The sequence below is a fragment of the Actinomadura rugatobispora genome (assembly GCF_055379765.1).
On record NZ_AP029191.1, the window covers coordinates 10384301 to 10409976 of the forward strand.

The window sequence follows — 25676 nt, forward strand, 5'->3', positions numbered from 1 at the left end:
CGAAGATGAGCGAACTCCCGACCTGGTCCGACCAGATGCAGGCCCTCGAAGGCGTGGTGGACGACCTCCTCGCCACCTGGCGCCCGGACGGCGCGACCGAGGCCGAGGTGCAGGACATGAACAAGCTCGCGCTCTCGATCCTCGCCTGCGGGTACATGTGCCGGGTGTACACCGACGCCCGCCGCCCCGTGTTCATGCCGCTGTGGAACTACGCGTGCAACCAGGGCGGCCCCAACCCCGACTACGTGTACTCGATGATCGAGGTCGACCCGGAAGGCGTCTACCAGATCTCGGGGTACCGCGGGACGACCCGCTTCGTGGAGATCACGCAGCAGGAACCGGAGATGACCACCCCGAAGCTCCTGACCGAGCCGCGCACCGGACCGCCGCTGCGCGTCACCAACGACCTCGACGAGCTCACCCTCGGCGACGACGGCTACTTCAGCGTCATCGTCAGCGCCGAGCGGCCCGAGGGCCACACCGGCGACTGGTGGCCGCTCGACCCGCGCACCCGGCGGCTGCTGATGCGCAAGTGCTCGTGCGACTGGAAGCACGAGGAGGACGCCCGGGTCGCGGTCAACCGCCTGGACGATCCGGGCGAGGACATGACGCCCGAGGAGATCGCCCGCCGCTTCTCCGACATGGCGGTGTGGATCCAGGGAATGATCGAGTTCGACATGCTGCTGGTCCGCTACTACAGGGAGCACCACGGGATCAACGTCCTGCTGCGCTCCCAGTGGATCGAGGATGTGGGCGGGCTGGCGAAGCAGGCGTACTACGACGGGATCCACGAGATCGGCGACGACGAGGCCCTGATCGTCGAGGTGCCCCTCCCCGAGCGGTGCCACTACTGGCAGATCCTCGTCGCCGACGACCGCTTCGCCACCGTCGACTGGGTGAATCGCCAGTCGAGCCTCAACGACCTGCAGGCGCGCGTCGACGGCGACGGCACGCTCCGCGTCGTCATCTCCAAGCAGGACCCGGGCGTGCACAACTGGCTGGACAAGGCGGACTTCCGCTGGGGCATCATCCAGATGCGCTTCTACCGGGCGAACGCGTACCCGGAGGCCACGGTCACCAGGGTCCCCTTCGCCGAGGTGCGCGAGCACCTGCCGTCCGGCACGCCCGTCCTGACGCCGGCCGAGCGGCGGGAGCAGCTGCGCGCCCGGCGTGAGGGCGCGCAGCTCCGGCGGATCTGGTGAGGCGGAGCGGGCGTGCCGCGGCCGCCGTCCGGCCGTTCCGGTTCTGCGCCGGCCCGGGCAGGCTTCCCGACCGCGCCGCGCTCGTCGAGGCGGGCAGGACCATCGAGCGGCTCGGCTACGCGACCTTCGCCCTGCCCGACCATTTCACGATGCCGTTCGCCCCGCTGCTCGCCCTGCAGGCGGTCGCCGACGCGACGAGCACCGTGCGGGTCACCCAGACCGTCCTGAACCAGGACTTCCGGCACCCCGCCGTGCTCGCCAAGGAACTGGCCACGCTGGACGTGCTGTCCGAGGGCCGGCTGGAGATCGGGATCGGCGCCGGCTGGATGCGTGCCGAGTACGAGCAGGCCGGCATCGCCTTCGACTCGGCGCCGGCGCGGATCGAGCGGCTCGAGGAGGTCGTCGCCGTCCTCAAGGGGCTGTTCGCCGAGGGCCCCTTCACCTTCGGCGGGAAGCACGTCACCATCGCGGCCTTGGACGGGACGCCGAAGCCGGTGCAGCGCCCGCACCCGCCGATCATGATCGGCGGCGGCGGCCGCGGGCTGCTGTCGGCCGCCGGTCGCCAGGCCGACATCGTGCAGATCCTGCCCCGCCCTCTCGGGGGAGCGGGCACCGGATCGACGGGAGCCGGAGCGGGCGGGCCGCGCCCGTTCACCGCGGACGCCTACGAGGAGCGGATCGGCTGGATCCGGGAGGCCGCCGGGGACCGCTTCGACGACATCGAACTGGGCGCCCAGCTGCTGGAGCTGGCGATCACCGACGACCCGGACGAGCGTTTCGAGGTCTTCTTCCAGCGGTTCGGCCGGCGGCTCGGCGACGCGGTCCCGTCCCGGGACGAGCTCCGCGCCTCGCCGCTGCTCGCGATCGGGACGCTGGACGAGGTGTGCGAGAGACTCCTGCTGACCCGGGAGCGCTTCGGGATCAGCTATCTCATGGCCCCGATCGGGGCGAGGCCCGAATCGCTGGCACCGGTCATCGAACGGCTGTCGGGGCGGTGACATGACGATCGATTTCGCGCTGACCCCGGACGGCACGTGGGACGTCGACGGCGCGGGCCTTGCCGCGGCGGCCGCCGGCGCCGGTTTCTCCGCCGTCGGAATGCTCGCCCGGCATGCCGATGCCGCCTGCGCGAGGGCACTGGCCGATGCCGGATTGCGGTGCCACGAGGTGCTGGCCCTGGTGGTGACCGGCGACGAGGAGTCCACGCTGCGCCACACGCGCCGGCTCGCCGAGGCGGCGGCGGCCGTGAAGGCGCCGTGGGTGCTGACCACGTTCACAGTGCCGCTGGACGGAACCACCGCCCCGCTGATCCGGCGATGCGCGGAGGTGCTCGCCGAGGCCGGCACGGGAATGGCGGTCGAGTTCAGCCCGCTCGGCGCGGTCACCTCGATCTCCGCCGCCCTGGACGTGGTCGAGGCCGCCGGCGCCGCCAGGGCCGGGGTGCTGATCGACTCCTGGCACTTCTTCCGCGGGGACGGCACCTGGGAGCAGCTGGAGCGGGTGCCGCTCGACCGGATCGCCTACGTCCAGTTCGACGACGCCCCGCCCGCGGTGTCGGACGGCGCGATGAAGGAGACGATGCACCGCCGCGTCATGCCCGGCGACGGGACCTTCGAGCTCGACCGGTTCGCCTCGACCCTGCTGGAGCGGGGCTGGTCGGGTCTGGTGAGCGTCGAGGTGCTCAACGCCCGGCTGCGCGAGCTCCCCGTCCCCGAATTCTCGAGACTGGCCTTCGAGACCACCGTCCGGTACTGGCGATGAGCCCCCGTGGAACCAGGAGTGTCATGACAAAGCCCGACTTCCCCGGCGAGCACGACTACTCGCTCCTCGGCGAGAACCACGTCCGCGCGTACCGCGAGAGCGGCGGCGAGGTCGGCTACATCTGGAACGGCGCCCCCACCCTGCTGCTGACGACCACCGGCCGCCGCAGCGGCCTGCCGCGGACGATCCCGATCATCTACGGCCGCGTCGGCGCCGATCACCTGCTCGTCGCCTCGCGCGGCGGCGCGCCGAAGCATCCGCACTGGTACCTCAACCTCCAGGCGGACCCGGAGGCCGAGATCCAGGTCAGGCGGGAGATCCTCCAGGTCACGGCGCGCACCGCGGCGGAGGACGAGAAACCGCGCCTCTGGAAGATCATGACCGGCCTGTGGCCGAACTACGACGTCTACCAGGCGCGCACCGACCGGATCATCCCCGTCGTGGTGCTGAGTCCGCGATGAGAGGCCTCGCCGGGAAGGTCTGCATCGTCGCCGGGGGCGGTTCCGGGATCGGCGCCGCCACCGCCGTGCGGCTGGCCGAGGAGGGCGCGTCGGTCGTCGTCGGCGACCTCGACGCCGGGAACGCGGAACGGGTCGCGGACCGGATCGGGCAGGGCGCCTCCGCGATCGCCGTGCCGTTCGACATCGCCGACGAGCCGTCGGTCGACGCGCTCGTCCGGCGGACGCTCGACGCCTTCGGCCGCGTCGACGGCGTCCACGTCAACGCCGCCGACCTGTTGCCGGGCACGCTCGGGCGGGACGCCGACCCCGCGGCGGTGCCGCTGGAGGTCTTCGACCGCACCATCGCGGTGAATCTCCGCGGCCATCTCCTCGTCACGAGACGCGTCCTGCCCGAGCTGCGCGAGCGCGGCGGCAGCATCGTGTACACCGCGTCGGCGGCGGCCGTCACCGGCACGTCGGGGCGCGGCGCGTACGCGATGTCGAAGGGCGGGATCCTGTCGCTGTCGCGGCACGTCGCCCACGCCTACGGCAAGCAGCGCGTCCGCTCCAACGTCGTGGCGCCCGGCCACGTCCTGACCGAGGGCGTCCTCGCCCGCGCCGCCGGGGACACGACCGTCCTGGAACGCTCCCTCGCCGCGCTGCCGTCCACCCGGCTCGGCGAACCCGCGGACATCGCCGCCGCCGTCGCCTTCCTGCTCTCCGACGACGCCGCCTGGGTCAACGGCCAGATCCTCAGCGTGGACGGCGGCGCGACCATGCGCTGAGCGCGGGCGCAACGGGCGGGAGGGTGAGATCATCAGGGAATGCCGATCGACCCGCAGCTGCTCGCCGTGTTCACGGTGACCACCATCGTCGCCCTCATCACCCCGGGGCCCGACATGCTCTTCGTGCTCGGGTGCGGGGTGCGGGGCGGCGCCCGCGCCGGGCTGCTGGCCACGCTCGGCGTGATCACGGGGGACGCGCTGTACATCGCCGCCGCGGCCGCCGGGCTCGCCGCGCTGCTCACGGCCTTCCCGGTCGCGTTCACGGTGCTGCGGATCGCGGGTGCCGCGTACCTGATCCACCTCGGCGTGCAGATGATCCGCAAGCGGAGGAACGGCCTGGACGACGATCCGGCGGCCGGCGGGATGTCGGGCCGGCGCGCCTACCTCAACGGCGTGGTGTCGTCGGCGGCCAACCCGCAGACGTTCACGTTCATGGTCGCCTTCCTGCCGCAGTTCATCGACCCCGCCGCGGGGCCGGTCTGGCTGCAGTTCGCGATTCTCGGGGGAGTCCTGATCGTCCTGGAGTTCCTGGCCGATGGCGCGGTCGGCGTCCTGGCCGGGCGGATCGGCGGCTGGCTGCGCGGCCGCAAGGCGGTCCGCCGCAGGATCGACGCGGCGACCGGAAGCGTGTTCATCGGCATGGGCGTCACCCTCGCCGCCGAGAGCTGACCGGCGCCCCGGCTACGGGCTCAGGCCGGACTCCAGGTGCGCCAGCGCGGCGTCGATCTCGGCGGGCCCGTCCATGCCGGGGTCATGCGCCCACTGCAGCCAGACGATGGCAACGACTCCGAAGACCGCGCCGATGGCGTTCCGCAGCCGTGGATCGTCCGCGGCGCACGCGGCCCGCTCCGCCACGGCCTCGCCGACCTCGCGGATCACGCCGGGGCTCCTGCGCAGGTTGGCCACCAGCAGCTCGGGCACGGTGGCCGCGAACACCTCCCGGGCGTGCCCGCCGGCGATCTCCTCGGCGGACAGGGCGGCGAACGCCGTGCGGAACGCGCCGCGCAGCACGGTGACCGGAGGACCCGGCGGCTGGGCGGCCAGGGCCTCGGCGAGGGGCAGGAACCGGTCGAGCGTGACCAGGTGCTCCTTGGTCGGGAAGTAGCGGAAGAAGGTGGCGGGGGAGATCTCGGCGGCCTCGGCGATCTGCTCGACGGTGGTGCCGCCGTAGCCGCGCTCGCGGAAGAGCCTGAACGCCTCGTTCAGGATCGTCTCCCTGGTCCTGGCCTTCTTGCGTTGGCGCAGCCCGCTCTCACCCATGCGCCGAACCCTATCGCGCACTCAAGTGATGCTAGCCTCTCATTTGAAGGTCGACTATCAAATTCTATGGAGGTGGACGGGTGGGCGACGCGATCAACGGCCTGCATCATGTGGGGCACATCGTGCGGGACATGCGTGAGGCCATGGAGCTGTACCGCCGGCTCGGCTTCACCGTGCCGGCGCCCGCCTATCCCGTGCTGCCGCGCGTCGCGGGAGGTCCCGCCGAGCCTTTCGGGGTGGCCAACACGCATGTGCACTTCCCCGGCGGCTTCGTCGAACTGGTGGCCGTGGTCGACGACACCGGTCGCATGCCCGCCGGCGCCCGCCCGATCCCGCTGCGGGTGCCCGACGACGAGCGGCCGCGGTTGACGGCCGCGATCCGCGCCACCGCCGCGAACATCACGTCCTTCCTCGAACGCTTCGAGGGCCTCCACATCATGATCGCCGACACTCCGGACATCGACGGCGTCGCCGCGCGGCTGGCGTCGGCCGGGGTCGTTCACGGCGGCGTGCACGCGGTCCAGCGCCCCGTCGAGACCGGCGCGGGGACGAGGATGGAGCCGGCCCGCTACCTGGAGATCTCCGCTCCCGGCCTGCCCGCCGGCCGCGTGCCGGAGGGCAGGATCGGGTTCGCCGAGAACGCCCCGGGCGAGCAGCCGCACATCGACCATCCCAACGGCGCGACCGGCCTGGCCGGGTGCGTGCTGTGCGTCGCCGACCGGGACCTGCCCGAAACGGAACATCGTTACGGCGCCTACTTCGGGGAGCGGCTCGACCGGGCGAAGCTCACCGTCGTGCCCGCGTCGGCGCTCGCCGGCCTGCTGCCCGGCGAGCGTCCCGCCGCCCTGCCCGCGTTCGCCGGGTACGCGGTGTCGGTGCGCGACATCGCCGCCACCGAGCGGCTGCTGCGCGGCAACGGCGTACCGGCCACGCGAACCGGCCGGGGAGAAGTCCTCGTCCCGGCCGCCGCCGCGCTGGGCACCGCGATCACCTTCCGCCAGGACGCCTGAGCGCAGCCGATCGCGGCCGGGTGCCGCGCGGTGATTTGCGGCGGGATGTCGGTGATCTCCTTTACGGTCATTACCGTGATCAACGCCTCGGAGATCGATGAGACCACGTTCGTGATGCCGGACTCCTGGCTCGGCGCGCGGCACCCGCGCCGCGACCGTCCTGGCGTTCCGCGGCTGGCCGCGCCGGACGAGGCCGCCGCCGAACACGCGCGGTCCCTCGTGGACCAAGCCCGGGACCTCATCGAGGAGGTCATCGCCCTCCCCGGCACCGTGCCGGAGCTCGCCGACGCCGCCCGCGCCCACCTGAAGGGCGACCCGAATCCCCTCGGTGCCGCGACGGTCGCCTTCGTCGCCACCTTCCCGGCGCGCCCGATGGACAGGACGGGACAACCTGTCGCGGCCCCGGACGCCTGGGTCATCGATCACGGCGTCGCCTTCGCCGTCGCCGCGTACGCGGATTTCGCCGGCATCTGGGCCGACGGCCGAACCGTCAGGGAACCGGCGCCGGGAGAGCCGTTCCGCGATGTGTTCCGGTGGACGGGCGTGCGGTACCGGAACGCGAACGAGCATCGGGCCGGCTGGTGGTTGAACCGCACGCCCGTGAAGTGGCTGCGCACCCTTCTCGCCGCCGCGCCCGACGACGTCTACTCCGAGGCCGTCGAATGCCTTGAGGCGCGACGCGGGCACCAGTTGCAGCGGCTCATCACCGCCTACCTGGTGCCGACCAGAGACGACTGGGTCGACGACCTGTGCGCGAACACCGAACCGTCGGCGACCGAAACGTTCCAGCGGTGGATGCCGTTCTGCGCACTCGGTGGGCCGCACCAGCCCGCCGAGCTGGGCCTGCGGCTCGACGCCGGGCACGGTATCGACGTCATCGCCTCGCTGATCGACGGCGTCGGCCCCGAGGCCGCCGTGCCGCTCCTCGCCGATGCCGTGGACCGGTCGGCCGTCGGGTACGACGCCCCGCCTCCGCAGGACATCCTCCTCACCTTCCCCCTGGACGAGGCGTTCCAGGCCCTCATCGACCGAGGCCCCGACCTGGACGTCGGGCCCGCTCTCGTGGCCGCCGCCCGCCGCTACCCCGCCCGTGCGATGCGTTTGCTGCCCCGGTCGAAGGCTCCGCGGGCCGCCGACCTCCTCAACGCGCATGTCCGCGTCCACCCGTCCCTCGCCGAGACCGTGCTTCCCGGCCTTCCCGCCGAGGCCGGGGCGAGGGTCCGGGAGATCCTGGACGCCACGACCCGCTTCCCGAGCGCCACCGACCTGCCGCCCCTGCTCGTCGCGCCGCCGTGGACCCGCCCCAAGGCCAAGCCCGTCGTCATCAGGGATCTGCCCATGCCCGGCCTCCGCGCGACCGCCTGGGAGCCGGGCGAGCGGGAGTCGTGGGCGGCGGAGGCCGAGCACAAACCCGACCACCTCATCGAGGAGTGGGCCGAGGAGTTCGACAAGATCTCCTCCTTCCACCAGGCCGCCGTCCTCATGAACGGATCCGACGAGCTGGCCCGCCCGCTGCTCGCGCGCTGGGAACCCGGCGCCATCTGGCACGTGAACCGGTTCATCCTGGCCATCGTCGCGCGCTTCGGGGCCGACGCCGCCGACTGCGCCCTGTTCATCGCCCGCCGCGACAAGGCCGCCGACGGAGCGGCCCTGATGCCTCTGCTCAGTGACGAGATCGCGCGGACGATGGCGGACTGGCTCGTCCGCCGCAAGAAGCTGGACAAGACCGCCCGCGCCTGGTTCGCCCGGCACGGCCTCGCCGCCGTCCCCGCGCTCGTCCCGGACGCGCTCGGCAAGGCCGGCCCCGCTCGCCGCGCGGCCGAAGGGGCCTTGCGCATGCTCGCCGAGCGGCACGGCAGAGCCCCGATCGTCGAGGCCGCCCGCCGCCACGGCGACAAGGCCGCCGACGCGATCGAGGCCATGCTCCCCGACGGCCCGCTGGACAACGTGCCGGCGAAGGTCCCGGCCGTCGGCTGGGTCGACCCGCGCATGCTCCCGCGGATCCTCCTGCGCGACCGCGCGCAGACCCTCCCGGACGACGCCGTCGGGCACGTCCTCACCATGCTGGCGATGTCGAAGCCGCGCGAGGTGTACGCGGGGGTGCGGGTCGTCCGCGAGCTGTGCGACCCGGCGTCGCTCGCCGAGTTCGGGTGGGCGCTGTTCCGCTGGTGGGAGCTGTGCGGCGCCGACTCAAGGGAGAACTGGGCGTTCACCCAGCTGGGGCTGACCGGAGACGACGGGACCGTCCGCCGCCTGACCCCGCTGATCCGCGCGTGGCCCGGCGACGGCGGTCACGCCAGGGCGGTGACGGGCCTGGACGTCCTCGCCGCGATCGGCACCGGCAGCGCACTGATCCACCTGCACTCGATCTCCCAGCGGGTGAAGTTCAAGGGCCTCAAGGCCCGCGCCCGGGAGAAGATCGAGGAGGTCGCGGCGGGGCTCGAACTCACCGGTGACCAGCTCGCCGACCGTCTCGTCCCCGATTTCGGCCTGGCCGCGTCCGGCACGATGCTCCTGGACTACGGCCCCCGCCGCTTCGTGATCGGGTTCGACGAGTCGCTCAGGCCGACCGTCGCCGACGAGGACGGCAGGCCCCGCAGGTCGCTCCCGAAGCCGGGAAAGGGAGACGATCCGGAGCTGGCACCCGCCGCGTACAAGCGGTTCTCGGACCTCAAGAAGGACGTCCGCACGGCCGCCGCCGACCAGCTCACCCGCTTCAGGACCGCCATGGTCACGGGCCGCCGCTGGCCCGGTGGCGAGTTCCGGGAGTTCCTCGTCGCGCACCCGCTGGTCGGGCACATCGTCCGCCGCCTGGTCTGGGTCGCCGAGAACGGCGAGGGGGCCACCGCGGCCTTCCGCGTGGCCGAGGACGGCACGTACGCGAACGCCGTCGACGACACCGTCACCCTCCCCGAGACCGCGCGGATCGGCGTCGCGCACCCCATCGACCTCGGCGACGACCTGTCCGCCTGGAAGGAGTTGTTCGCCGACTACGAGATCCTGCAGCCGTTCCCGCAGCTCGAGCATCCGGTCCACACCCTCGACGAGGACGAGCGCGACGCGGGGCGCCTGACCCGCTTCGAGGGTCTCGAAGTCCCGGCCGGTGCCCTTCTCGGCCTCGTCCGGCGCGGCTGGGAGCGCGGGGCGCCGATGGATGCGGGCATCGAGCACTGGATCTCCCGCCGTGTCGCGGACGACCGGCACCTGGTCCTCACCCTCGATCCCGGCATGAGCATCGGCATGCCCGACGAGAACGGCCCGCAGACCCTCGTCGACGTCCGGCTCGCCCAGCACCCCTACCACTACCGGAGAGACGAGCCCACGTCCCTGCGGTTCGGCGACCTCGACCCGATCGTCGCCTCCGAGCTCCTCGACGACCTGATCCAGCTGAAAGGCTCGGCGGAGTGAACGCACCGCCGGGCCCGATCAGCCGGTGCGGGTGAGGGTGTCGATCGCGGCGACCTCCTCGGCGGTGAGGTCGAAGCCTTCCAGGTCGAAGTTGGCGGCGATGCGCTCCCGGTGCGAGGACCTGGGGAGGATCACGATGTCGTGTTCCAGGTGCCATCGCAGGACGACCTGCGCGGGAGTGACACCGTGCCGCTGGGCGATCTCGGTGAGGGCAGGGTCGTTCAGGTCGGTGTTCTTCAGGCCGCTGTAGCCCTCGACGACCACGCCGCGGCGGCGGTGCTCGTCCAGCAGGGCCGGATCGTGCTGTCCCGGGCTCCACGGGATCTGGTTGACCGCCGGCCGCCGCCCGGTGGCCTCGGTCAGCAGGTCGATCTGGGCCGGGCTGTAGTTGCTGACCCCGACGTTGCGGGCCAGTCCCGCGTCCCGGGCCGCCAGCAGCTCCTCCCACGCCGGGACGAGCGCGTCCCGGCCGGGCGGCCAGTGGATCAGCCACAGGTCGACGTAGCCGGTGTCGAGCAGCCGGAGGCTCGACTCCAGGGCGCGGCGGGCGTGCCGCGCGTCCTGGGGGCGCAGCTTGGTGGTGATGAAGACCTGCTCCCGGTCCACGCCGCCGTCCTTGACGGCCCTGCCGACCTCCGACTCGTTCTTGTACAGCGTCGCGGTGTCGATGTGCCGGTAACCGATATCGAGCGCCGCGCGCACCGACTCGTAGGCGGTCTTGGACCGCAGCTCCCAGGTCCCGAAACCGATCAACGGCAGCGCGGTGCCGCCGGGCAGGTTCACAGTGCGGATCATGCACCGCATTGTGCCCCCTGGCACCTCCGGTTCGGTGCAACGGCGGTGCGCCTGTCGCCGATCCGCATCGGACGCCCGGTCCGTGCGGACCGGGCGCCCGATGCGGCGGTTTCACCAGGTGACGGGAAGTTCGGAGAAGCCCCGGATCAGGAGGCCCTTCTTCCAGGCGAGCCCGGCGTCGTCGCCGGCCACGAGCTCGAGACCGGGGAAGCGGACGAGAAGGGTCTCCAGGGCCGTCCGGAGTTCGGCCCGGGCCAGCTGGGCGCCCAGGCAGAAGTGGACGCCGTGGCCGAAGGCGATGTGGGGGTTGGACGGGCGGTGGACGTCGAGGCGGTGGGCGTCCTCGAACACCGACTCGTCGTGGTTGGCCGAGTTGATGGACGGGATCACCGAGTCGCCGGCGCGGATGGTGACGCCGGACAGCTCGACGTCCTCGACCGCGACGCGGGGGATGCCGCTGACGGCGCCGAGCGGGGTGTGCCTCAGCAGTTCCTCGACCGCCCGCGGCACGAGGGCGGGGTCGGCGCGCAGGGCGGCGAGCTGCCCGGGGTTGCGGGCCAGCATGTAGACGAAGTTGCCGATCTGGGTGGCGGCGGTCTCGTGGCCCGTCACCAGGAGGCCCACGCCGAACTCGACCAGTTCCTGCTCGGAGAGCCGGTCGTCCTCGTCGCGGGCGCGGACGAGATCGCTGAGCATGTCGTCGCGGGGCCCGGCCCGCCGCTCCTCGATCAGGCCGGCCAGGTACTCGTTCAGCGCCATGACCGCGGCGAAGATCTCCTCGGGCGGGAGCGCCGTGGTCGACAGCAGGGCGTCCGACAGCTCGCGGAAGCGGTCCCGGTCGGCGTAGGGGACGCCGAGCAGCTCGCAGATCACCGTCACCGGGAGCGGGAGCGCGAACATGGAGACCAGGTCGGCGGGCGGGCCGTGCTCCAGCATCGCGTCGGCGAGGCCGCCGGCGATCTCGGCGATGCGGGGGCGCAGCGCCTCCACCCTGTTGCCTGTGAACGCCTTGGAGACCAGGCTGCGGATCCGGGTGTGCTCGGGCGGGTCCATGCTCATCACCCCCGCCGGGAACAGCGGCTGCGGGGTGAACCTGGGGCCGTCGGGGTTGGCGGTGGTGGCCCGGCTGCTGAACCTGGGGTCGGTGAGCACCTTCCGCACGTCGGCGTGGCGGGTGACGAGCCAGGCCGGCCCGCCGAAGGGGAGCTGGACGCGGCTGACGGGCTCGTCGGCGCGCAGGTGCCCGTATTCGGGTTCGAGGGCGAGGCCGGTTCCGTCGCCGAAGGGGTAGCCGGGGGCGTTGTCGGTCACGGTGGTGATGCCCTTCTAGTCGAGGGGTGCCAGGAGTGTGCCGTCGGCGTCGCGGACGCGGATGGCTTCGAGCGGACAGGAGTCGGCCACGGCGAGGAGGAGGTCGGAGGGGGCGGGGTGCGCCGACCGGGGAACGGACCGGTTGCGGTCGCCGTCCAGCTCGAAGTGGCCGGGTGCGGTGCCGACGCACATCCCGCTGGCGATGCAGGCCGCGGTCACTTCGACGTTCCAGTTCGCCTCGCTCACGCCGGCACCGCCTCCGTGGCGGGCGACGCCTCGTCCCGGGCGGCCCGTGCGCGGCGGATCCGCACGAGCATGACCGTGTAGACGAGGTCGAGGGCGAGGATGGCGAGGTAGAGGAACGGCAGCAGGACGGACTCGTCGTAGACCGGGGCCGGCGGGTAGAGGTAGACGCCGAGGGCGGCCAGGGCGGTGCCGGTCATCTTGCAGACCGCGATGCCGACCGACTGGCCCGCGTCCGACCTGCGGGCGTTGAGCATGACCAGGAACAGCGCGGACATGGCCAGGTTCTGCACGAACGAGGCGCGGACCCCGTAGATGTCGTCGAACTCCTTGTTCAGCAGGACGATGGTCGGGCCCGTGATCGCCAGGGTGAGCGCGAAGAGCCCGTAGAAGGTGGCGGGGGAGAGCCAGCCGAACTGGCGCGGCCCGTAGCGCAGCACCTGGACGAGGATGACCAGGTCGAAGACCAGCCAGACGAAGTTGACCACGAACTGGGCGGCCAGCTTGGTGGGGTCGTCGTGCGGGGGCAGCTCGACCAGCGTGTAGTAGAACTCCCAGGTCAGGTTGGCGCACAGCGCCACCAGCGGCATGCCGTAGATCCGGTCGCGGCGGGACCGCAGGATGATCAGGATGTAGGCGAGCGTCCACATCACGCCCGCCAGGGACTGGATGATGATGCCGGTCATCGCGTCGTACCTCCGGATCGGCTCAGGCCCCGGCGGGCCTCGCGGGCCAGCGCCAGCGCGTAGCCGACGATCTGGGCGGCGGCGGGCCGCTGCTGCGCGGGCGCCGGGATCTCGTTGTCGTCGCACACGACGTCGATCAGGTAGGGGCGCCGCGCCAGGCGCGCGACCCGCAGTGCGGCGCGCAGCCCGGCCATCGTGGTGACCCGTTCGGCGGCGAGGCCGTAGCCGCGGGCGATCTCGGCGAGGTCGCCGTTGTGGAGGGCGGAGCCGTACTCGGGCCAGCCCATGATCTCCTGCTCGAACTTGATGGCGCCGAGCCGCCCGTTGTCGAAGACCACCACGACGACGGGCCGGTCGAGGTCGCGCAGCGTGGCCAGCTCGCCGAGGGTGACGGCGACTCCGCCGTCGCCGGCGGCGGCCAGCACGGGCCGGTCGGTGAACGCGGCGATGCCGGCGGCGGCGGGCACGGCGAAGCCCATCGTGGCGAACGAACTGGTCCACACGAAGTCCTGCCGGCCGGTGAGGTAGCGGTAGATCCAGAGGGTGGTGAGCCCGACGTCCACGGTGATCAGGGGAGCGGCGGGGCCCCGGGCGAGCTCGTCGGCCAGCGCCAGCGCCAGCGCGGACGGCCTGATCGGGCTGCTCGCCCGGGTGGGTATGCGGCTGCGCCGCCGCCGGGTGGCCAGGAACCTGTCGTGCCGGGCGCGCACGAACGCCTGCCGGCCGGCCTCGGGCGGGGCGGCGGTGCCGATCCGCTCGGCGAGCGCCTGGGCGGTGTGCCGGGCGGTGCCGTGCAGGGCCACGTCGGCGCGGGCGGCGCCGGCGAGCCGGCCGAGGTCGTGGTCGATCTGGACGAGGAAGTAGCCGCCGGGCAGGTCGAAGGCGGAGGCGCCGCGCCGTGAGACGCCGAAGGCGACGACGACGTCGGCGGCCTCCAGGGTCTCGGTCGCGCACTGGTGGCCGGACGAGCCGACCGCCCCGGCGTAGTGCGGGTGGTGGTCGGGCAGGACGCCGCGGCCCGGCATGGTGCTGACGACGGGCGCGCCGAGCGCGCCGGCCAGTTCGGCGATCTCCGCCCCGGCCCCCCGGCCGCCCCGCCCGGCGAGGATGACCGGCCGGCGGGCGCCGGCGAGGCGCGCGGCGGCGGCGTCGAGTTCGGTGTTCCCGGGCAGGACGGCCGTGGCGGCCGGGGGTGCGGGGGCCGGGAGGGGCCCTCGCACCGGCCGGTCCAGGACGGCGGGGTCGATCTCCAGGTAGACGGCGCGGCCCTCGGACGCGGCGGTGCCGAGCGCGTGGGCGGCCTCCGCGACGGCGCCGGGGTCGTCGCCGACCCGGAGCGTGCGGGCGGCGTCGGCCAGGAGGCTGGTGCCGTCCACCACCGTGCCCGGCGGTCCGAGGACGGCGAGGGGGGCGTGGTCGAACGAGGCGTCGTAGAGGCCGTTCAACTGGAGGACCGTGTCGGCGTCCGCGGCCGTCAGGCACAGGGTGAGCCGTCCGGTGTGCTTGGCGACCGCCGAGGCCGTCATCGCGGCCGACTCCGGATGGTGGACGGCGTGCACGGTGATCCCGGCGTCGCGGCACAGCGCGGCGAGCGGCTCGGTGCCCGCGCCGGGCCGGACGTAGGCGGCGGCGACGTCGAGACCGGCCAGGACCTCGGCGAGCACGGATCGGGTCGAACCGGCGGCCGGGGTCGTCAGGGTGACCTCTTCGCGCGCGGGCTCGACGAGCCCGTCCGCCGGGACGGTGATCACGGAGGGCCCGTCCGGGGGCGCCGCCAGCAGCCGCTCCAGGTCGGCGACCGAGGCGGCGCGCTCGGCGGCCAGCCCGCCCCCGGCGGCGAGGCGGCGCACGTCCGTCCGGCGGTCCTCCTCCACGCACACCAGCGAGACGGGCAGGCGGTAGCGGGCCAGGGTGAGCAGCTCGGCGGCGAAGTCCTGGAGGCCGCGGTCGGTGGTGACGGCGTGGACGCGGCGGTCGGGGTGGGCGAAGGACGCCCCGATGGCGGCGGGCAGGGCGGCGCCTGCGACGCGCAGCCCGTAGGACGAGGTCAGCACCCTGTCACGGACCGGCAGGGCGCCGAACGCGCCGTCGAGCATCCGTCCGGGTTCGAGGGCGACCACGGCGTCGGCGGGCAGTGAACGGTCGAGAGCCTCCCAGAAGGGCAGGCCGGACGGCTCGGTCCGCAGGCCGTCCACGTCCGCGGCCAGGTCACCGTCAGGGGAGGCGGGGGAGAGGGCGCGCAGCTGCCGCAGGATCTCGGCCGGGTCGCCGAGCAGCCGCGTCCAGCCGGGGCGGCCGGGGTGGGAGCGCTCGGCGCCGTCGGCGACCTGCAGGACGGGGTGCCCGCCGGCCAGCCCGCGCGCGGCGGAGCTGGAGGCACCGACCAGAAGGAGCCGGTCGGTGCCTTCCAGGACCCGTGCGCAGTCGGCGGTCCTGCCCTGCAGGACGGGCAGGGCGCGGTCGTCGTGCGGCGCCGCGAAGTAGCGGTAACCCTCGGGCAGGACGAGCACGGGCGCGCCGATCCGCTCGGCGAGCGCGTCGATGTCCCCGGCGAGATCGGACGGCACCGCGCCGACGATCACGGCCGTCCTGGCCCCGGAGAGCAGGTCCGCCGCCTGTTCCAGGAGGGCCTTGTCGGCGGCGCCGCCCGCCGCGGGGGGCCGCCGGACCACGGGTTCGGGGGCGCCGCGAAGGGGCGCGGCGAACACGTCCGAGGAGATGGCGAGGTGCGCGGGCCCGCGCCGCAGGGCCGCCTCGGCCATGGCGCGGTGCACCATCCCGATCTGCCCGGGCGCCGCGACGTGGCGGTTGTACAGGGCGGCCTCGCCCATCAGCGCCACCGGGTCGATCTCCTGGAAGGACTCCAGCCCCACCTGCTCGACCGGGACCTGCCCGGAGACGGCGAGCAGCGGGGCCCGGTCGGCGTGCGCCTCGTACAGGCCCAGCGGCAGATGCGTGGCGCCCGGCCCGGCGGTGCCCATGCAGACGCCGGGCAGCCCGGTGAGCTTGCCGTACGTGGCGGCCATGAGCGCGCCCGCGCCCTCGTGGCGCACGCCGACGAGCCGGATCCGGCCGTCGCGCCGCAGCGCGTCGACGAAGGCGTTGAGCGACTCGGCGGGCATGCCGAACACCGCGCTCACGCCCGCGCCGGCCAGTGCCGCGACCAGCGCGTCGGCGAACCTGCGCCGTCCGGCCAGTTCGCTGTAGACATGTCGGTTGGCCTGCATCCCGGTCAGCCCTTCTCTCGGACGGCGGCGTGCACGACCGCGATGCCCCCGGTCAGGGGGAATCGCGTGTATCCGGTGAGGCCCGCGTCCAGCAGCAGGGCGCGCACGGCCTCGGGTCCCCGGTAGGTGGTGATCTCCTCGCGCAGGTGCCGGTAGCCGCTCATGCCGCGGGCCCGCCCGAGCAGGCTCATCACGCCCAGCCCGCCCAGGTAGAGCGAGCGCAGCAGCGGCTGTTCGGGGACGCCGAGCTCCAGCAGGACCAGGCGCCCGCCGGGGCGGAGCACCCGCGCCATCTCCGCCGCGCACGCCCGCCGGTCCGCCATGTCGTCGATGGCGAAGGCGATGCAGACCGCGTCGAAGGAGGCGTCCGGGAACGGGAGCCGCTCACCGGGCGCCGTTCTCAGCGTGATCCGGCCGGAGAGGCCCTGCCGTTCCAGCCGCCTGGCGGCCACCGCGAGCATCGAGGCGTTGATGTCGCAGGCGACGACGCGGGCGCCGGGGCGGTGCCGGGCGACGGCGATGGCCAGGCTCGCGGTGCCGGTGGCCACGTCCAGGACGTCCCCCTCCGGGGGCGGCGCGAGCCGGCGGGCGGCCTCGCGGCGCCAGCGCCGGTCGGAACCGGCGCTGAGCAGCGAGTTGAACAGGTCGTACCGGGGCGCGATCCGGTCGAAGAGCTCCTGCGGGGTGGCGGGACGGGCGGATGCTCCGGTCGGGGGTTTCATGCGGTCGGCTCCTCACGGGTCGGGGTCGGACCGGTGCCGGTGTCGGTGTCGCGGCGGGAATCCACGGCGAGCAGGTCGCTCGCGGCGATGATCAGGGCGCCGGAGGCGATGACGGCGACGCTGCTCCAGCCCGGTTCCTGGAGCAGCAGCACGGTCGCCAGGAAGCCGCTCGACAGCACCATGTCGCGGCGCAGCACGGCGTTGGCGGCGGCCGCGTCCCCGGACCGCACCAGGCGGAAGCCCTGGTAGGCGGCGACGAGGGTCCAGGGCAGCGCCCACAGCACGGCCGCCGGGGAGGCGCCGGCGACGGGCAGCACCGGCAGGCACAGGTACGCCGCCACGGTCACCAGCGCGGCGCAGCGGGCGGCGGCGGCCCGGCTGGGGAACAGGGTGGCCGAGGTGCGCAGCCCGGCCGCGCGGTCGCCGTCGAAGTCGGGGACGTTCTTCACCAGGCCCTTCGCGACGAACCAGGCGCACAGGAAGCCGAACATGCCCCAGACCGGGCCGGGCAGGGCGCGCATGCCGCCCTGGCCGATGAACCAGCCGATCAGGAACGGCCCCGCGACGGCCTGCGCGAAGACGTACAGACCGAGCAGCGGCCGCGCCTTCAGCCTCAGCGGCCGGAACGAGTACTGGTGCAGGCCGATCAGCCCGATCACCATGAAGACCACGAAGCCGGGCCCGTACACCACGGCCGCGCCCGCCATGAACGCGTTGAGCCCGGCGAGGGTCCAGGCCAGCCGCCGCAGCCCGAGCCGGTAGAGCATCCACATCCGGCCCGGCAGGTTCCGGCTGTCCTCCTCGACGTCGGTGTAGGTGTTGTGGAGGTTGGCGGAGAAGCCGACGAGCAGGGCCAGCACCGCGCCCAGCACGGCATGGCCCGGCGGGACCGGCGCGGGCGCGTAGCCGAGGCCGAGCGCGTAGGCGACGAGTCCGGGCACGCAGGTGCGCGGGCGGCCCAGCGCCACCAGCAGCCGCAGGACGGTGCCCGGCGACGCCGTGCCGCCCTGGGCCCGGATGGCCGCGACCTGCTCGGCCGGTGGCAGGGCCACGAAGCCGCGGGCGGTGAGCGGTGCCGGGGGCGCGGAGGGGGTCGAGGTCGTCATCGACGCCCCCTCAGTGCGCGCGGCGGGCGAGGCATGCCACCAGTTCCGACAGCATCGCCGACCCGGCGGGTGTCAGCCCGGCGGCGGCGCCCGACAGGGCGCCCACGGCGTGCCGGGTCTGCTCCTCCACCGCGGCGCGCGTCCGCCGCAGCGCGGAGGAGTCCTTGACCAGGTCGACCACCTCGCGGACGGTGCCGCCGTCCTCCGGCCGGACCGCGTCCAGGAGGCCGGCGAGCCGCGCGTCCTCCTCCCGCGCGTACAGCACGGGAAGCGTGAAGACGCCCATGGCCACGTCGTGGCCGGCCGGTTTGCGGAGCCGCTCCTCCGAGCCGGTGAGGTCGAGCAGATCGTCCACCAGCTGGTAGGCGAGCCCGAGGTGGTGCCCGTAGGACGTGAGGGCCTCGGTGGTCTCGGCGCCCGCGGCCAGGGCGCCCAGCCGGCACGAGGTGGCGAGCAGGGCCGCGGTCTTGCCGGTGATGGCGTCGTAGTAGTCGCCCTCGGTGCGGGCGGCGTCGAAGAGCAGGGCGGACTCACGCGCCTGCCCGTCGCAGAGCCGGGCGAAGGTCTCCGAGACCAGCGCGCCCTCGCGCCGTCCCAGCCCGCACGCGACGGCGACCGCGCGGGCGAGCAGGAAGTCCCCGGCCAGCACGGCGCGGATGTTGCCCTCGCGGACGTTGGCGGTGGGCACGCCGTGCCGGACGTCGGCCTCGTCCATGACGTCGTCGTGGACGAGGCTCGCCAGGTGCAGCAGCTCCACCGCCGCCCCGGCGCGAACGGCCCGTTCGCGGTCGGCGGGCCGGTCCGGGCCCGGCGCGCCGATCCGGGTCGCGTAGGCGGTGGCGAGCGCCAGCAGCGGGCGAAGCCGCTTGCCGCCGGACACGACGCCGGCCAGCGAGCGGGCGATCAGCTCGTCCCCGCTCCCGGCCTCCTCGCGCACCAGGTCGACGCACGCGCGCAGGTCGGCCGCGAGCCGTTCCTCGGTGGCGAAGCCGGCGACCAGCCGGTGCGGTTCGAGCCCCAGCAGCCGGAGAACGTGCGCGCCGGGTTCTTCCCCCACATTCCCAGGTGAGGGCGGCATTGCCTGCAACAAGGAATCCACGTTGCACCTCCCTTGATCAACAACGCCAGCGATATTACCTCCGATATTTCGCGGATTGCAATTGCCTGAGGCGGTGCGAAAAGGTTTCCGTGACGTTAACAAAAATGCCCTATAATCGCGCACACAAATAACATGGCAAGATCTGGCTGTAAACTCGCCGAGGAGCGAGAAATGTCTGGCGTTGACTCGGGCAAAGGGCGTGTGGACAGTGGAAACGTTGCCCGTGTCTGCGCTCGAATCACTCTCGGAGAGAGGTGCCCGAATGCAATTCACCCTTCTTGACGACCTTCGTCTGGCCCGGGAATTCGACCGGCGGATGGCCTATGCGATGCGCGATCTGAGTCGACGCTCGGGACCGGTCGCGACCTACGGTTTCGGGCCTTTGAAAACAACGTTCCTCTTCGGGCCGGAAGCCAACGAGTTCCTCTTTCGCAATTCCGCGAAATTCCGCTGGCGCGGCGGCTTCGAGACCCTGATCCCGCTCGCCGGCGAGACGGCCCTGCTGGTGAGCGACGGGCCCGGCCACGACCGCCGGCGCACCCTCGTCCAGCCCGCCTTCCACCGCGAGCCGGTCGCCGGCTACCTCGCGGTCCTCCTGGACAAGCTGGACGCCACGCTCGACTCCTGGCGCCCCGGGGACCGGATCGACCTCTACCGGACCTTCCGCTCGCTGGTCCGCTCGTCCACCGTCCGGGGCTTCTTCGGACCGGAGCTGGCGGCCCAGCAGGCGCCGCTGGGCGCCGACCTGGAGGAGGTGCTCCGCCTGCTGAACTACTCACCGCCCAAGCAGCAGCTGCTCCAGGCCGTCCCCAACCCGCTCTGGCGGCGCGCCAAGGCCGCCCTCACCCGCATCGACCGGCGGGTCCGCGCCGAGATCACCCGGCGGCGGGACGCCGGCAACCCGGGCGACGACATCCTCGGCCTGCTGCTGGGCGCCCACGGCGGCGGGCCCGCCATGACCGACACCGAGCTCCGCGACATGGTGGTCAGCCTCATCGTCGCGAGCTACGACACCACGAGCGCCGCCCTGTCCTGGGCCGTCTACGCCCTGTGGTCGGACCGGCGGGCCTGGGCCGCGGCGAGGTCCGAGGTCCGGGAGCGGCTCGGCGCGCGGACCCCGGAACTGGGCCTGCTGCGCGGGCTCCCGTACCTCGACTGGGTCACCTCCGAGACGCTGCGCCTCCACCCGCCCGCGATGGCCGGCGCCCGCAAGGCGGCCGAGGACTTCACCTTCGCCGGCCACCGGGGCCGCGCCGGCGACCTGGTCGTGTTCAGCCAGTACGTCACGCACCGGCTGCCGCGCATCTGGGCCGACCCGGACCGCTTCTGGCCCGAGCGCTGGGACCGCGAACGCCCCGGCTACCGGCACCCCTCCAGCTACGAGTACCTGCCCTTCGGCGTCGGCGCGCGCCGCTGCCTCGGCTCCAACCTCGCCCGGGCCGAGATCGCCGCCGTCCTCGCACGGCTGCTGCAACGCACCGACCTGACGCTGCTGTCACGCGACGTCCAGCCGACGGGCTTCACCGCGATGTTCCCCCGCGGCGGCGTCACCGTCCGCGTCGACCACGTCCGCGCACCCCTCTCCGTGACCTGACCCCCTCGGTGGGCTCGCCGGGTCAATGGGCGACGCGGCGCGAGAAGGCCGCGGCCTGGCCGCGGCTGCGCAGCCCCAGCTTGGTCAGGATCCGGCTGACGTGGGTCTTGACGGTGTGCTCGGACACCACCAGCTCGGCGGCGATCTCACCGTTGCTCAGCCCCTGGCCGACCAACCGCAGCACGTCCTGCTCGCGCGGCGTCAGCTCGCGCAGGCGGGCCAGGTCGGCGGCGTCGACGCGCCGGGCGCGACGATGGGCGACGTAGCCGCCGATGACGCGGCGGGCCACGCCGGGGCTCAGCGCCCCGTCGCCGCCCGCGGCGGCGCGGACCGCGGTGAGCAGTTCCTCATAGGAGCTGGTCTTGAGCAGGAATCCGTTGGCGCCCAGGGTGAGGGCCTCGTCCACGTACTCGTCCAGGTCGAACGTGGTGAGCATGACCGCGTGGACGCCGTTCCCCCCGAGCTCGCCGGTGCGGGCCAGCTCGCCCAGCACCCACAGGCCGTCGTGTCCGGGCATGCGCACGTCCAGCAGCAGCACGTCGGGACGCAGCGTGCCGCACAACCGCAGGGCGTGGTCGCCGTCGGCGGCGACACCGGCCACGGTGATGTCGTCCTGGGTCTCCAGGATCGCCCGCAGGCCGTCGCGGACCACGCGTTCGTCGTCGGCGATCACCACGCTGATCGGGGCCTCACCGGAGCGCATGCCGGCGGCCCTCCCAGCTGTAGGGAAGGGTGGCCGTCACCCGGAAGCCGCCGCCGGTCATCGGCCCGGCGCTCAGCTCGCCGCCGACGGCGGCCACCCGTTCGGTCAACCCGGCCAGGCCCATCCCGGAGCCCGGCACCGGCCTCACCGGCCCGGGCGGAGGGCCGGAGCCGACCTCGACGTCGATCTTGGTCGTCCCGGCATCGACGCGGACGGTGACCGGGGCGCCCGGGGCGTGGCGGCGGGCATTGGACAGGCTCTCCTGAACGACGCGGTACGCGGCGAGCTGGACCGGGCGAGGCGGGGCGTCCAACGGTCCGGTCGTGGTCAGCGTGACCGGGTTGCCCGAGTCGCCCGCGGTCCTCACCAGCGCGTCCAGGCCGGACAGGGACGGGGCGGGGGCGCGCGGAGCGGTGGCGGCGGTTCCATCGCGCAGTACGCCGAGCAGATCGCGCATCTCCTCGGTGGCCTGCCGGCCTGCCGCGGCCAGGGAGTCGACGCGTTCACGGGCCCAGGGCGGCAGCTCCCCGGAGCGGGCCCGCACGGTTTCGGCATGGACGACCAGCAGCGTCAGCGAGTGCGCGACGACGTCGTGCATGTCGCGGGCGATGCGGACGCGTTCGGCCGCCGCGGCCTGCTCGGCCCGCAGCCGCTGTTCGCGGCGCGCGTCCTCGGCGCGCTGCTCGGCGGCGGCCAGCAGCACGCGGTGGCTCCGCGCGGCCACGCCCAGCGCCCAGGCGACCGGCAGCACGGCGACCAGGGCCAGCACGTCCGAGCCGCCCCGCCAGCCCTGCGGCGCGGTCGCGTGGTTGACCACCAGCCCGGCCGCCACCAGCAGGGCGCCGATGAACAGGGCCGCCGTCGAGCGGTTCCGCGGACTGTAGGCGCCCACCGCGTACAGGGCGAACGCCGGCGGCAGGACGGCCAGGCTGCTCAACTTGACCTCGGCGGCCGCGGCGCCGACCTCGACCCCGGCCAGCACGGTGAGGACCGTGCAGAACACCGTCAGCGGCCGGCGGCGCCGCCCGGCCAGCGCGGCGACCGCCACCACGGTGTAGCCGCCCAGGGCCAGCCACGCGGCCGCGGACGTGTCGGTGGTGGCCTGATCGACCAGCGCCGGCGCGACCGCCGCCACGCCGAGCGCCCGGCGCCCCGCGACCGTCACCGCGTTCTTCCTGCTCATCGGCTCGACCCTACGGCCGGCCGCCGACACGCGGCATCGCTCGAAGGAGTGATCCGCGGCGAGGTGCGCCCTGGCTCTTCCGAGGGACCGCGCGCGTGCCGGTGGGCTCGTTTCGCCGATGCGTCCGGCACCCTCCGGCCGCTGCGATGGAGCCATGTCCAAGAGTTTCTCCAAGATCCAGGGGCCGCCCTCGGCGCCTGAGGACGCGGCGCCGTCCGCGCGTCCGACCCGGCTGGCGCGGTGCCTGAAGATCGCCAAGTGGCCGCTGCTGCTCGCCTGGATCGCCGCGGCGGTCGTGGCGACCGCGCTCGCCTCGGGTCTGGAAGATGTCCAGCGCAACGACGCCGCGGCCTACCTGCCCGGCGGATTCGACTCCAGCCGGGTCGCCGCGCTGGCCGAGCCCGACCCGGACCGTCCCGAAGCAGAGACCGCCCTGGTCGTCTACCACCGCACCGACCGCGCCCGCCTCACCGACGCCGACCGTACGGCCGTCGCCGGCGACCGGCGCGGGGCCGCCGCGATCCCGGCCACCCGGCCCACCGGCACGGTGCTGTTCTCCGCCGACGAGACCGCCGCGCTGTTCGCCGTCCAGATCCAGCCCGCCCACGCCGACGACGACACCGTGACCACCGCGGTCGAGCGGCTGCGCGAGCACGTCCAGCGGACGGCGTCGGGCCCCGCCCACTCCGGGCTGCGCGCCAACGTCACCGGCGAGGCCGGGCTGGACGTCGACAACGACGGCGGCGACGTGGACGGCCCGCTGATGCTCACCAGCATGGCCATCGTCGCCGTCCTGCTGCTCCTCACCTACCGCAGCCCCGTCCTGTGGCTGGTCCCGCTCCTGGCCGCGGGCATGGCGGTGATGGTCGCCCGCGGCGCCGCCTACGGGCTGGCCCGAGCCGGGCTGGTCGTCACCGACCTGGCCTCGGCCATCCTCATCGTGCTGGTCTTCGGCGCCGCGACCGACTACGCGCTGCTGCTGCTCAACCGCTACCGCGAAGAACTGTCCCGGCACGCCGACCGGCACGAGGCCCTGGCCGAGGCACTGCGCCGCACCACACCCGCGATCGCCGCCAGCGCCGCCACCGTCACCGTGGGCATGCTCTGCCTGCTGGTCGCCGACCTGGCCGGACTGCGCGGCCTGGGCCCGGTCGCCGCCGCCGGAGTCGTCATCGCGCTCGTGGCGACCCTCACCCTGCTCCCCGCGATGCTCGCGTGCGCGGGCCGCTGGCTGCTGTGGCCGCGCATCCCCACCCCCGCCGACGCCCGCGGCGCCACCGACCACCGTCTCTGGCACGCCATCGCCGCCCTCGTCGGCCGCCGCCCCGGCCTGGTCACCACCCTGGTCACCGCGGGACTGGCGATCGCCGCGCTCGGGCTGACCAGCCTGCACACCAGCGCCGACCCGCTGGACAAGGTCCCACCCGGCAGCGACTCGGTCGCCGGACAGCACGTGCTCACCCGGCACTTCCCGCAGGCGGCGTCGGTGCCGCTGACCGTGGTACTGCCCACCCGAACCGCCCAGGCGACCGTCACCGCCGCCCAGCAGGCCGCACGGGCGACACCGAACGTGGCCGAGGCCGAGCCCGGCCGGCCGCTGGGCGACCGTCCCACGCTCACCGTCGGGCTGTCCGTCCCGCCCTACGGCCAGGCCGCCGCCGACACCATCAACGACCTGCGCCATCGCATGGACGACGTCCGCGCCGGCATCCTGGTCGGCGGCACCCCCGCCGTGCAGCTGGACTACCGCCAGGCCGCCCTGGACGACACCGTGCGCATCGTGCCGCTCGTCCTGCTGGCCGTCACCCTCATCCTCGGGCTGCTGCTGCGCTCCATCATCGCGCCGCTGATGCTGCTGACCACCGTGGTGCTGTCGTTCGCCGCCTCGCTGGGCATCTCGGCACTGGCGTTCACGCACGTCCTCGGCTTCGGCGGCGTCGCGGCCGACCTGTTCGTCTACATCTTCGTGTTCCTGGTCGCCCTCGGCGTCGACTACAACATCTTCCTCATGGAACGCGTCCGGGAGGAGAGCCGCCACCTCCCGACCGGCCAGGCCGTCCGCCGCGGACTCACCGCGACCGGCGGCGTCATCACCGCCGCCGGACTCGTCCTGGCCGGCACCTTCGCCGCCCTCGCCCAGATCCCCGACATCACCGTCGCCGAGGTCGGCATCGCCGTCGCCATCGGCGTCCTGATCGACACCCTGCTCGTCCGCGCCCTCCAGGTCCCGGCACTGGTGACGCTCCTGGCCGAACGGACGTGGTGGCCCAGCCGCGCCACGCCCGCGGCGCAACCCCGGCGCCGGAATCCGAGCTGACGCGGGTGGGGTGCGAACTTCGCCGGCCGCCAAGGCAACCGATCGGGGCTCTCGGCGGTCCAACGAGTGGGAGTGGGCTGGACGGGGGGATCGCCTCATGCAGTTCATCGAGAGCAGCGTCATCGGGCTGCGCGCCGCCGTGATCACGATGGGCCGCCGGACCACACCACTGCGCTTCGTGCTGTTCCCCATGGTGCACGTGGGGGAACGGTCGTTCTACGACGAGGTGGCCGCGCGCGCCTCGTCCTGCGACCTGATCGTGGCGGAGGGAGGGCCGAGCGACGGCGCCCCCATGCAGCGCCGGATGGCCGGGCTGCGCTGGGACGGCCTGGTCGACCAGATGGTCGCGCTCGACCTCGAGGCGCTCGGCGTCCCCATCATCTGGGAGGGCGGCACCGCCGAGCCGCCCGAGGAGCGGGCGCGGCGCCGCGCGGAGCGTTCGCCCCGCGACCGTATCGTGCACACCGCGCTGGACTCGGCCGCCGCCCTCGCCCTGCGCGCGCTGGGGCGCTACGGGGACCCGCGCGACCTGCCCAGTCTCGACCAGAACGACATGCACGACCGCGAGCGGCCCGAGGGCCGTATCGACCGCTTCCTGGACAGGAAGGTCGGGGAAGAACGCGACGAGCGGCTGGTGCGGACGCTCGGAACCGTCCACCGTGAGCGCTACCAGGAGCCCATCAAGGTCGCCGTGGTCTGGGGCGCCGCGCACATGACGGCGGTCGTCGACGTCCTCCGCCGGGACTTCCGCTACTACGTCCAGGACGCCGAATGGATCACGATCCAGAACAACTGAGCGTGGAGACCTCACAGGACTGAGCCCG

Annotated in this window: 22 protein-coding genes; 11 read left to right on the forward strand and 11 right to left on the reverse strand. The window is 73.7% G+C overall.

Annotated elements, in window-relative coordinates; translation table 11 throughout:
- Nucleotides 1-5: 5 nt before the first annotated feature.
- The 6 genes from ACZ466_RS46365 to ACZ466_RS46390 are packed head-to-tail and all read left to right on the forward strand — an operon-like array spanning nt 6 to nt 4857.
- A complete protein-coding gene (locus tag ACZ466_RS46365) occupies nt 6-1202 on the forward strand; it encodes a DUF1214 domain-containing protein (protein WP_378279379.1) in 1197 nt (398 codons plus the stop codon).
- On the forward strand, nt 1199-2200 hold the full coding sequence (locus ACZ466_RS46370; RefSeq protein WP_378279381.1) for a TIGR03621 family F420-dependent LLM class oxidoreductase: 1002 nt from the start codon (nt 1199-1201) through the stop codon (nt 2198-2200). The genes ACZ466_RS46365 and ACZ466_RS46370 overlap by 4 nt, the downstream gene beginning before the upstream one ends.
- Before the next feature lies 1 nt (nt 2201).
- On the forward strand, nt 2202-2963 hold the full coding sequence (locus ACZ466_RS46375; RefSeq protein WP_464041968.1) for a sugar phosphate isomerase/epimerase family protein: 762 nt from the start codon (nt 2202-2204) through the stop codon (nt 2961-2963).
- A gap of 23 nt (nt 2964-2986) precedes the next feature.
- On the forward strand, nt 2987-3424 hold the full coding sequence (locus ACZ466_RS46380; RefSeq protein WP_378279385.1) for a nitroreductase family deazaflavin-dependent oxidoreductase: 438 nt from the start codon (nt 2987-2989) through the stop codon (nt 3422-3424).
- Nucleotides 3421-4188 carry an SDR family NAD(P)-dependent oxidoreductase gene (locus ACZ466_RS46385; protein ID WP_378279387.1) on the forward strand — a complete coding sequence of 256 codons (768 nt, stop codon included), beginning with the start codon at nt 3421-3423 and terminating at the stop codon, nt 4186-4188. The genes ACZ466_RS46380 and ACZ466_RS46385 overlap by 4 nt, the downstream gene beginning before the upstream one ends.
- A 39-nt stretch (nt 4189-4227) precedes the next feature.
- Complete coding sequence (locus tag ACZ466_RS46390; protein ID WP_378279389.1) at nt 4228-4857, forward strand: LysE family translocator; 630 nt, start codon at nt 4228-4230, stop codon at nt 4855-4857.
- Between the two features lie 12 nt (nt 4858-4869).
- Here ACZ466_RS46390 and ACZ466_RS46395 read toward each other — a convergent pair whose 3' ends face one another.
- A complete protein-coding gene (locus ACZ466_RS46395) occupies nt 4870-5448 on the reverse strand; it encodes a TetR family transcriptional regulator (protein WP_378279391.1) in 579 nt (192 codons plus the stop codon).
- A gap of 80 nt (nt 5449-5528) precedes the next feature.
- On the opposite strand from ACZ466_RS46395, the gene ACZ466_RS46400 reads away from it, so the two are divergent.
- Together ACZ466_RS46400 and ACZ466_RS46405 are read left to right on the forward strand one after the other, a co-directional pair.
- Nucleotides 5529-6458, forward strand: coding sequence for a VOC family protein (locus ACZ466_RS46400; protein ID WP_378279393.1), 930 nt, complete (start codon nt 5529-5531; stop codon nt 6456-6458).
- 75 nt (nt 6459-6533) lie between these two features.
- Entirely contained in the window at nt 6534-9866 is a 3333-nt protein-coding gene (locus ACZ466_RS46405; RefSeq protein WP_378279394.1) for a DUF4132 domain-containing protein, read from the forward strand.
- Nucleotides 9867-9884: 18 nt separating this feature from the next.
- Here the strand turns inward: ACZ466_RS46405 and ACZ466_RS46410 are convergent, their stop codons facing one another.
- The 8 genes from ACZ466_RS46410 to ACZ466_RS46445 form a co-directional block, all read right to left on the reverse strand.
- Nucleotides 9885-10661 (reverse strand): aldo/keto reductase, encoded by a 777-nt coding sequence (locus tag ACZ466_RS46410; protein ID WP_378279396.1) that lies wholly within the window; start codon nt 10659-10661, stop codon nt 9885-9887.
- A gap of 111 nt (nt 10662-10772) precedes the next feature.
- Nucleotides 10773-11972, reverse strand: coding sequence for a cytochrome P450 (locus ACZ466_RS46415; RefSeq protein ID WP_378279398.1), 1200 nt, complete (start codon nt 11970-11972; stop codon nt 10773-10775).
- Nucleotides 11973-11987: 15 nt separating this feature from the next.
- Nucleotides 11988-12218 carry a ferredoxin gene (locus ACZ466_RS46420; protein WP_378279400.1) on the reverse strand — a complete coding sequence of 77 codons (231 nt, stop codon included), beginning with the start codon at nt 12216-12218 and terminating at the stop codon, nt 11988-11990.
- Complete coding sequence (locus ACZ466_RS46425) at nt 12215-12901, reverse strand: transmembrane-type terpene cyclase (RefSeq protein ID WP_378279402.1); 687 nt, start codon at nt 12899-12901, stop codon at nt 12215-12217. The genes ACZ466_RS46420 and ACZ466_RS46425 overlap by 4 nt, the downstream gene beginning before the upstream one ends.
- Nucleotides 12898-16128, reverse strand: a complete 3231-nt coding sequence (locus tag ACZ466_RS46430) for a thiamine pyrophosphate-binding protein (protein ID WP_464041969.1) — start codon at nt 16126-16128, stop codon at nt 12898-12900. Before ACZ466_RS46430 ends, ACZ466_RS46425 begins: the two co-directional genes overlap by 4 nt.
- Nucleotides 16129-16133: 5 nt before the next feature.
- Nucleotides 16134-16850, reverse strand: coding sequence for a ubiquinone/menaquinone biosynthesis methyltransferase (locus ACZ466_RS46435; protein WP_378279406.1), 717 nt, complete (start codon nt 16848-16850; stop codon nt 16134-16136).
- Nucleotides 16847-17956, reverse strand: a complete 1110-nt coding sequence (locus ACZ466_RS46440) for a UbiA family prenyltransferase (protein WP_378279407.1) — start codon at nt 17954-17956, stop codon at nt 16847-16849. Before ACZ466_RS46440 ends, ACZ466_RS46435 begins: the two co-directional genes overlap by 4 nt.
- A 10-nt stretch (nt 17957-17966) precedes the next feature.
- Nucleotides 17967-19013 (reverse strand): polyprenyl synthetase family protein, encoded by a 1047-nt coding sequence (locus tag ACZ466_RS46445; protein ID WP_464041970.1) that lies wholly within the window; start codon nt 19011-19013, stop codon nt 17967-17969.
- A gap of 358 nt (nt 19014-19371) precedes the next feature.
- Between ACZ466_RS46445 and ACZ466_RS46450 the strand changes: the two genes are divergently transcribed.
- The gene (locus tag ACZ466_RS46450; RefSeq protein ID WP_464044052.1) at nt 19372-20649 is read left to right on the forward strand and encodes a cytochrome P450; all 1278 of its coding nucleotides are present in this window, start codon (nt 19372-19374) and stop codon (nt 20647-20649) included.
- Nucleotides 20650-20671: 22 nt separating this feature from the next.
- On the opposite strand, the gene ACZ466_RS46455 is transcribed toward ACZ466_RS46450, so the two are convergent.
- Nucleotides 20672-21352, reverse strand: coding sequence for a response regulator (locus tag ACZ466_RS46455; protein ID WP_378279412.1), 681 nt, complete (start codon nt 21350-21352; stop codon nt 20672-20674).
- Nucleotides 21339-22535 (reverse strand): sensor histidine kinase, encoded by a 1197-nt coding sequence (locus ACZ466_RS46460; RefSeq protein WP_378279414.1) that lies wholly within the window; start codon nt 22533-22535, stop codon nt 21339-21341. The genes ACZ466_RS46455 and ACZ466_RS46460 overlap by 14 nt, the downstream gene beginning before the upstream one ends.
- A 154-nt stretch (nt 22536-22689) precedes the next feature.
- Between ACZ466_RS46460 and ACZ466_RS46465 the strand changes: the two genes are divergently transcribed.
- Both ACZ466_RS46465 and ACZ466_RS46470 read left to right on the forward strand, forming a co-directional pair.
- Nucleotides 22690-24852, forward strand: coding sequence for an MMPL family transporter (locus tag ACZ466_RS46465; RefSeq protein WP_378279415.1), 2163 nt, complete (start codon nt 22690-22692; stop codon nt 24850-24852).
- A 97-nt stretch (nt 24853-24949) separates the two neighbouring features.
- Complete coding sequence (locus ACZ466_RS46470; protein ID WP_378279417.1) at nt 24950-25648, forward strand: hypothetical protein; 699 nt, start codon at nt 24950-24952, stop codon at nt 25646-25648.
- The last annotated feature ends 28 nt before the right edge of the window (nt 25649-25676 follow it).

What these genes read in the sequence shown, in the direction of transcription:
- ACZ466_RS46365 (WP_378279379.1), top strand. Translation starts at nt 6, where the DNA reads ATGAGCGAACTCCCGACCTGGTCCGACCAGATGCAGGCCCTCGAAGGC.
- ACZ466_RS46375 (WP_464041968.1), top strand. Translation starts at nt 2,202, where the DNA reads ATGACGATCGATTTCGCGCTGACCCCGGACGGCACGTGGGACGTCGAC.
- ACZ466_RS46380 (WP_378279385.1), top strand. Translation starts at nt 2,987, where the DNA reads ATGACAAAGCCCGACTTCCCCGGCGAGCACGACTACTCGCTCCTCGGC.
- ACZ466_RS46385 (WP_378279387.1), top strand. Translation starts at nt 3,421, where the DNA reads ATGAGAGGCCTCGCCGGGAAGGTCTGCATCGTCGCCGGGGGCGGTTCC.
- ACZ466_RS46390 (WP_378279389.1), top strand. Translation starts at nt 4,228, where the DNA reads ATGCCGATCGACCCGCAGCTGCTCGCCGTGTTCACGGTGACCACCATC.
- ACZ466_RS46395 (WP_378279391.1), bottom strand. Translation starts at nt 5,448, where the DNA reads ATGGGTGAGAGCGGGCTGCGCCAACGCAAGAAGGCCAGGACCAGGGAG.
- ACZ466_RS46410 (WP_378279396.1), bottom strand. Translation starts at nt 10,661, where the DNA reads ATGATCCGCACTGTGAACCTGCCCGGCGGCACCGCGCTGCCGTTGATC.
- ACZ466_RS46425 (WP_378279402.1), bottom strand. Translation starts at nt 12,901, where the DNA reads ATGACCGGCATCATCATCCAGTCCCTGGCGGGCGTGATGTGGACGCTC.
- ACZ466_RS46430 (WP_464041969.1), bottom strand. Translation starts at nt 16,128, where the DNA reads ATGCAGGCCAACCGACATGTCTACAGCGAACTGGCCGGACGGCGCAGG.
- ACZ466_RS46435 (WP_378279406.1), bottom strand. Translation starts at nt 16,850, where the DNA reads ATGAAACCCCCGACCGGAGCATCCGCCCGTCCCGCCACCCCGCAGGAG.
- ACZ466_RS46440 (WP_378279407.1), bottom strand. Translation starts at nt 17,956, where the DNA reads ATGACGACCTCGACCCCCTCCGCGCCCCCGGCACCGCTCACCGCCCGC.
- ACZ466_RS46450 (WP_464044052.1), top strand. Translation starts at nt 19,372, where the DNA reads ATGGCCTATGCGATGCGCGATCTGAGTCGACGCTCGGGACCGGTCGCG.
- ACZ466_RS46455 (WP_378279412.1), bottom strand. Translation starts at nt 21,352, where the DNA reads ATGCGCTCCGGTGAGGCCCCGATCAGCGTGGTGATCGCCGACGACGAA.
- ACZ466_RS46460 (WP_378279414.1), bottom strand. Translation starts at nt 22,535, where the DNA reads ATGAGCAGGAAGAACGCGGTGACGGTCGCGGGGCGCCGGGCGCTCGGC.
- ACZ466_RS46465 (WP_378279415.1), top strand. Translation starts at nt 22,690, where the DNA reads ATGTCCAAGAGTTTCTCCAAGATCCAGGGGCCGCCCTCGGCGCCTGAG.
- ACZ466_RS46470 (WP_378279417.1), top strand. Translation starts at nt 24,950, where the DNA reads ATGCAGTTCATCGAGAGCAGCGTCATCGGGCTGCGCGCCGCCGTGATC.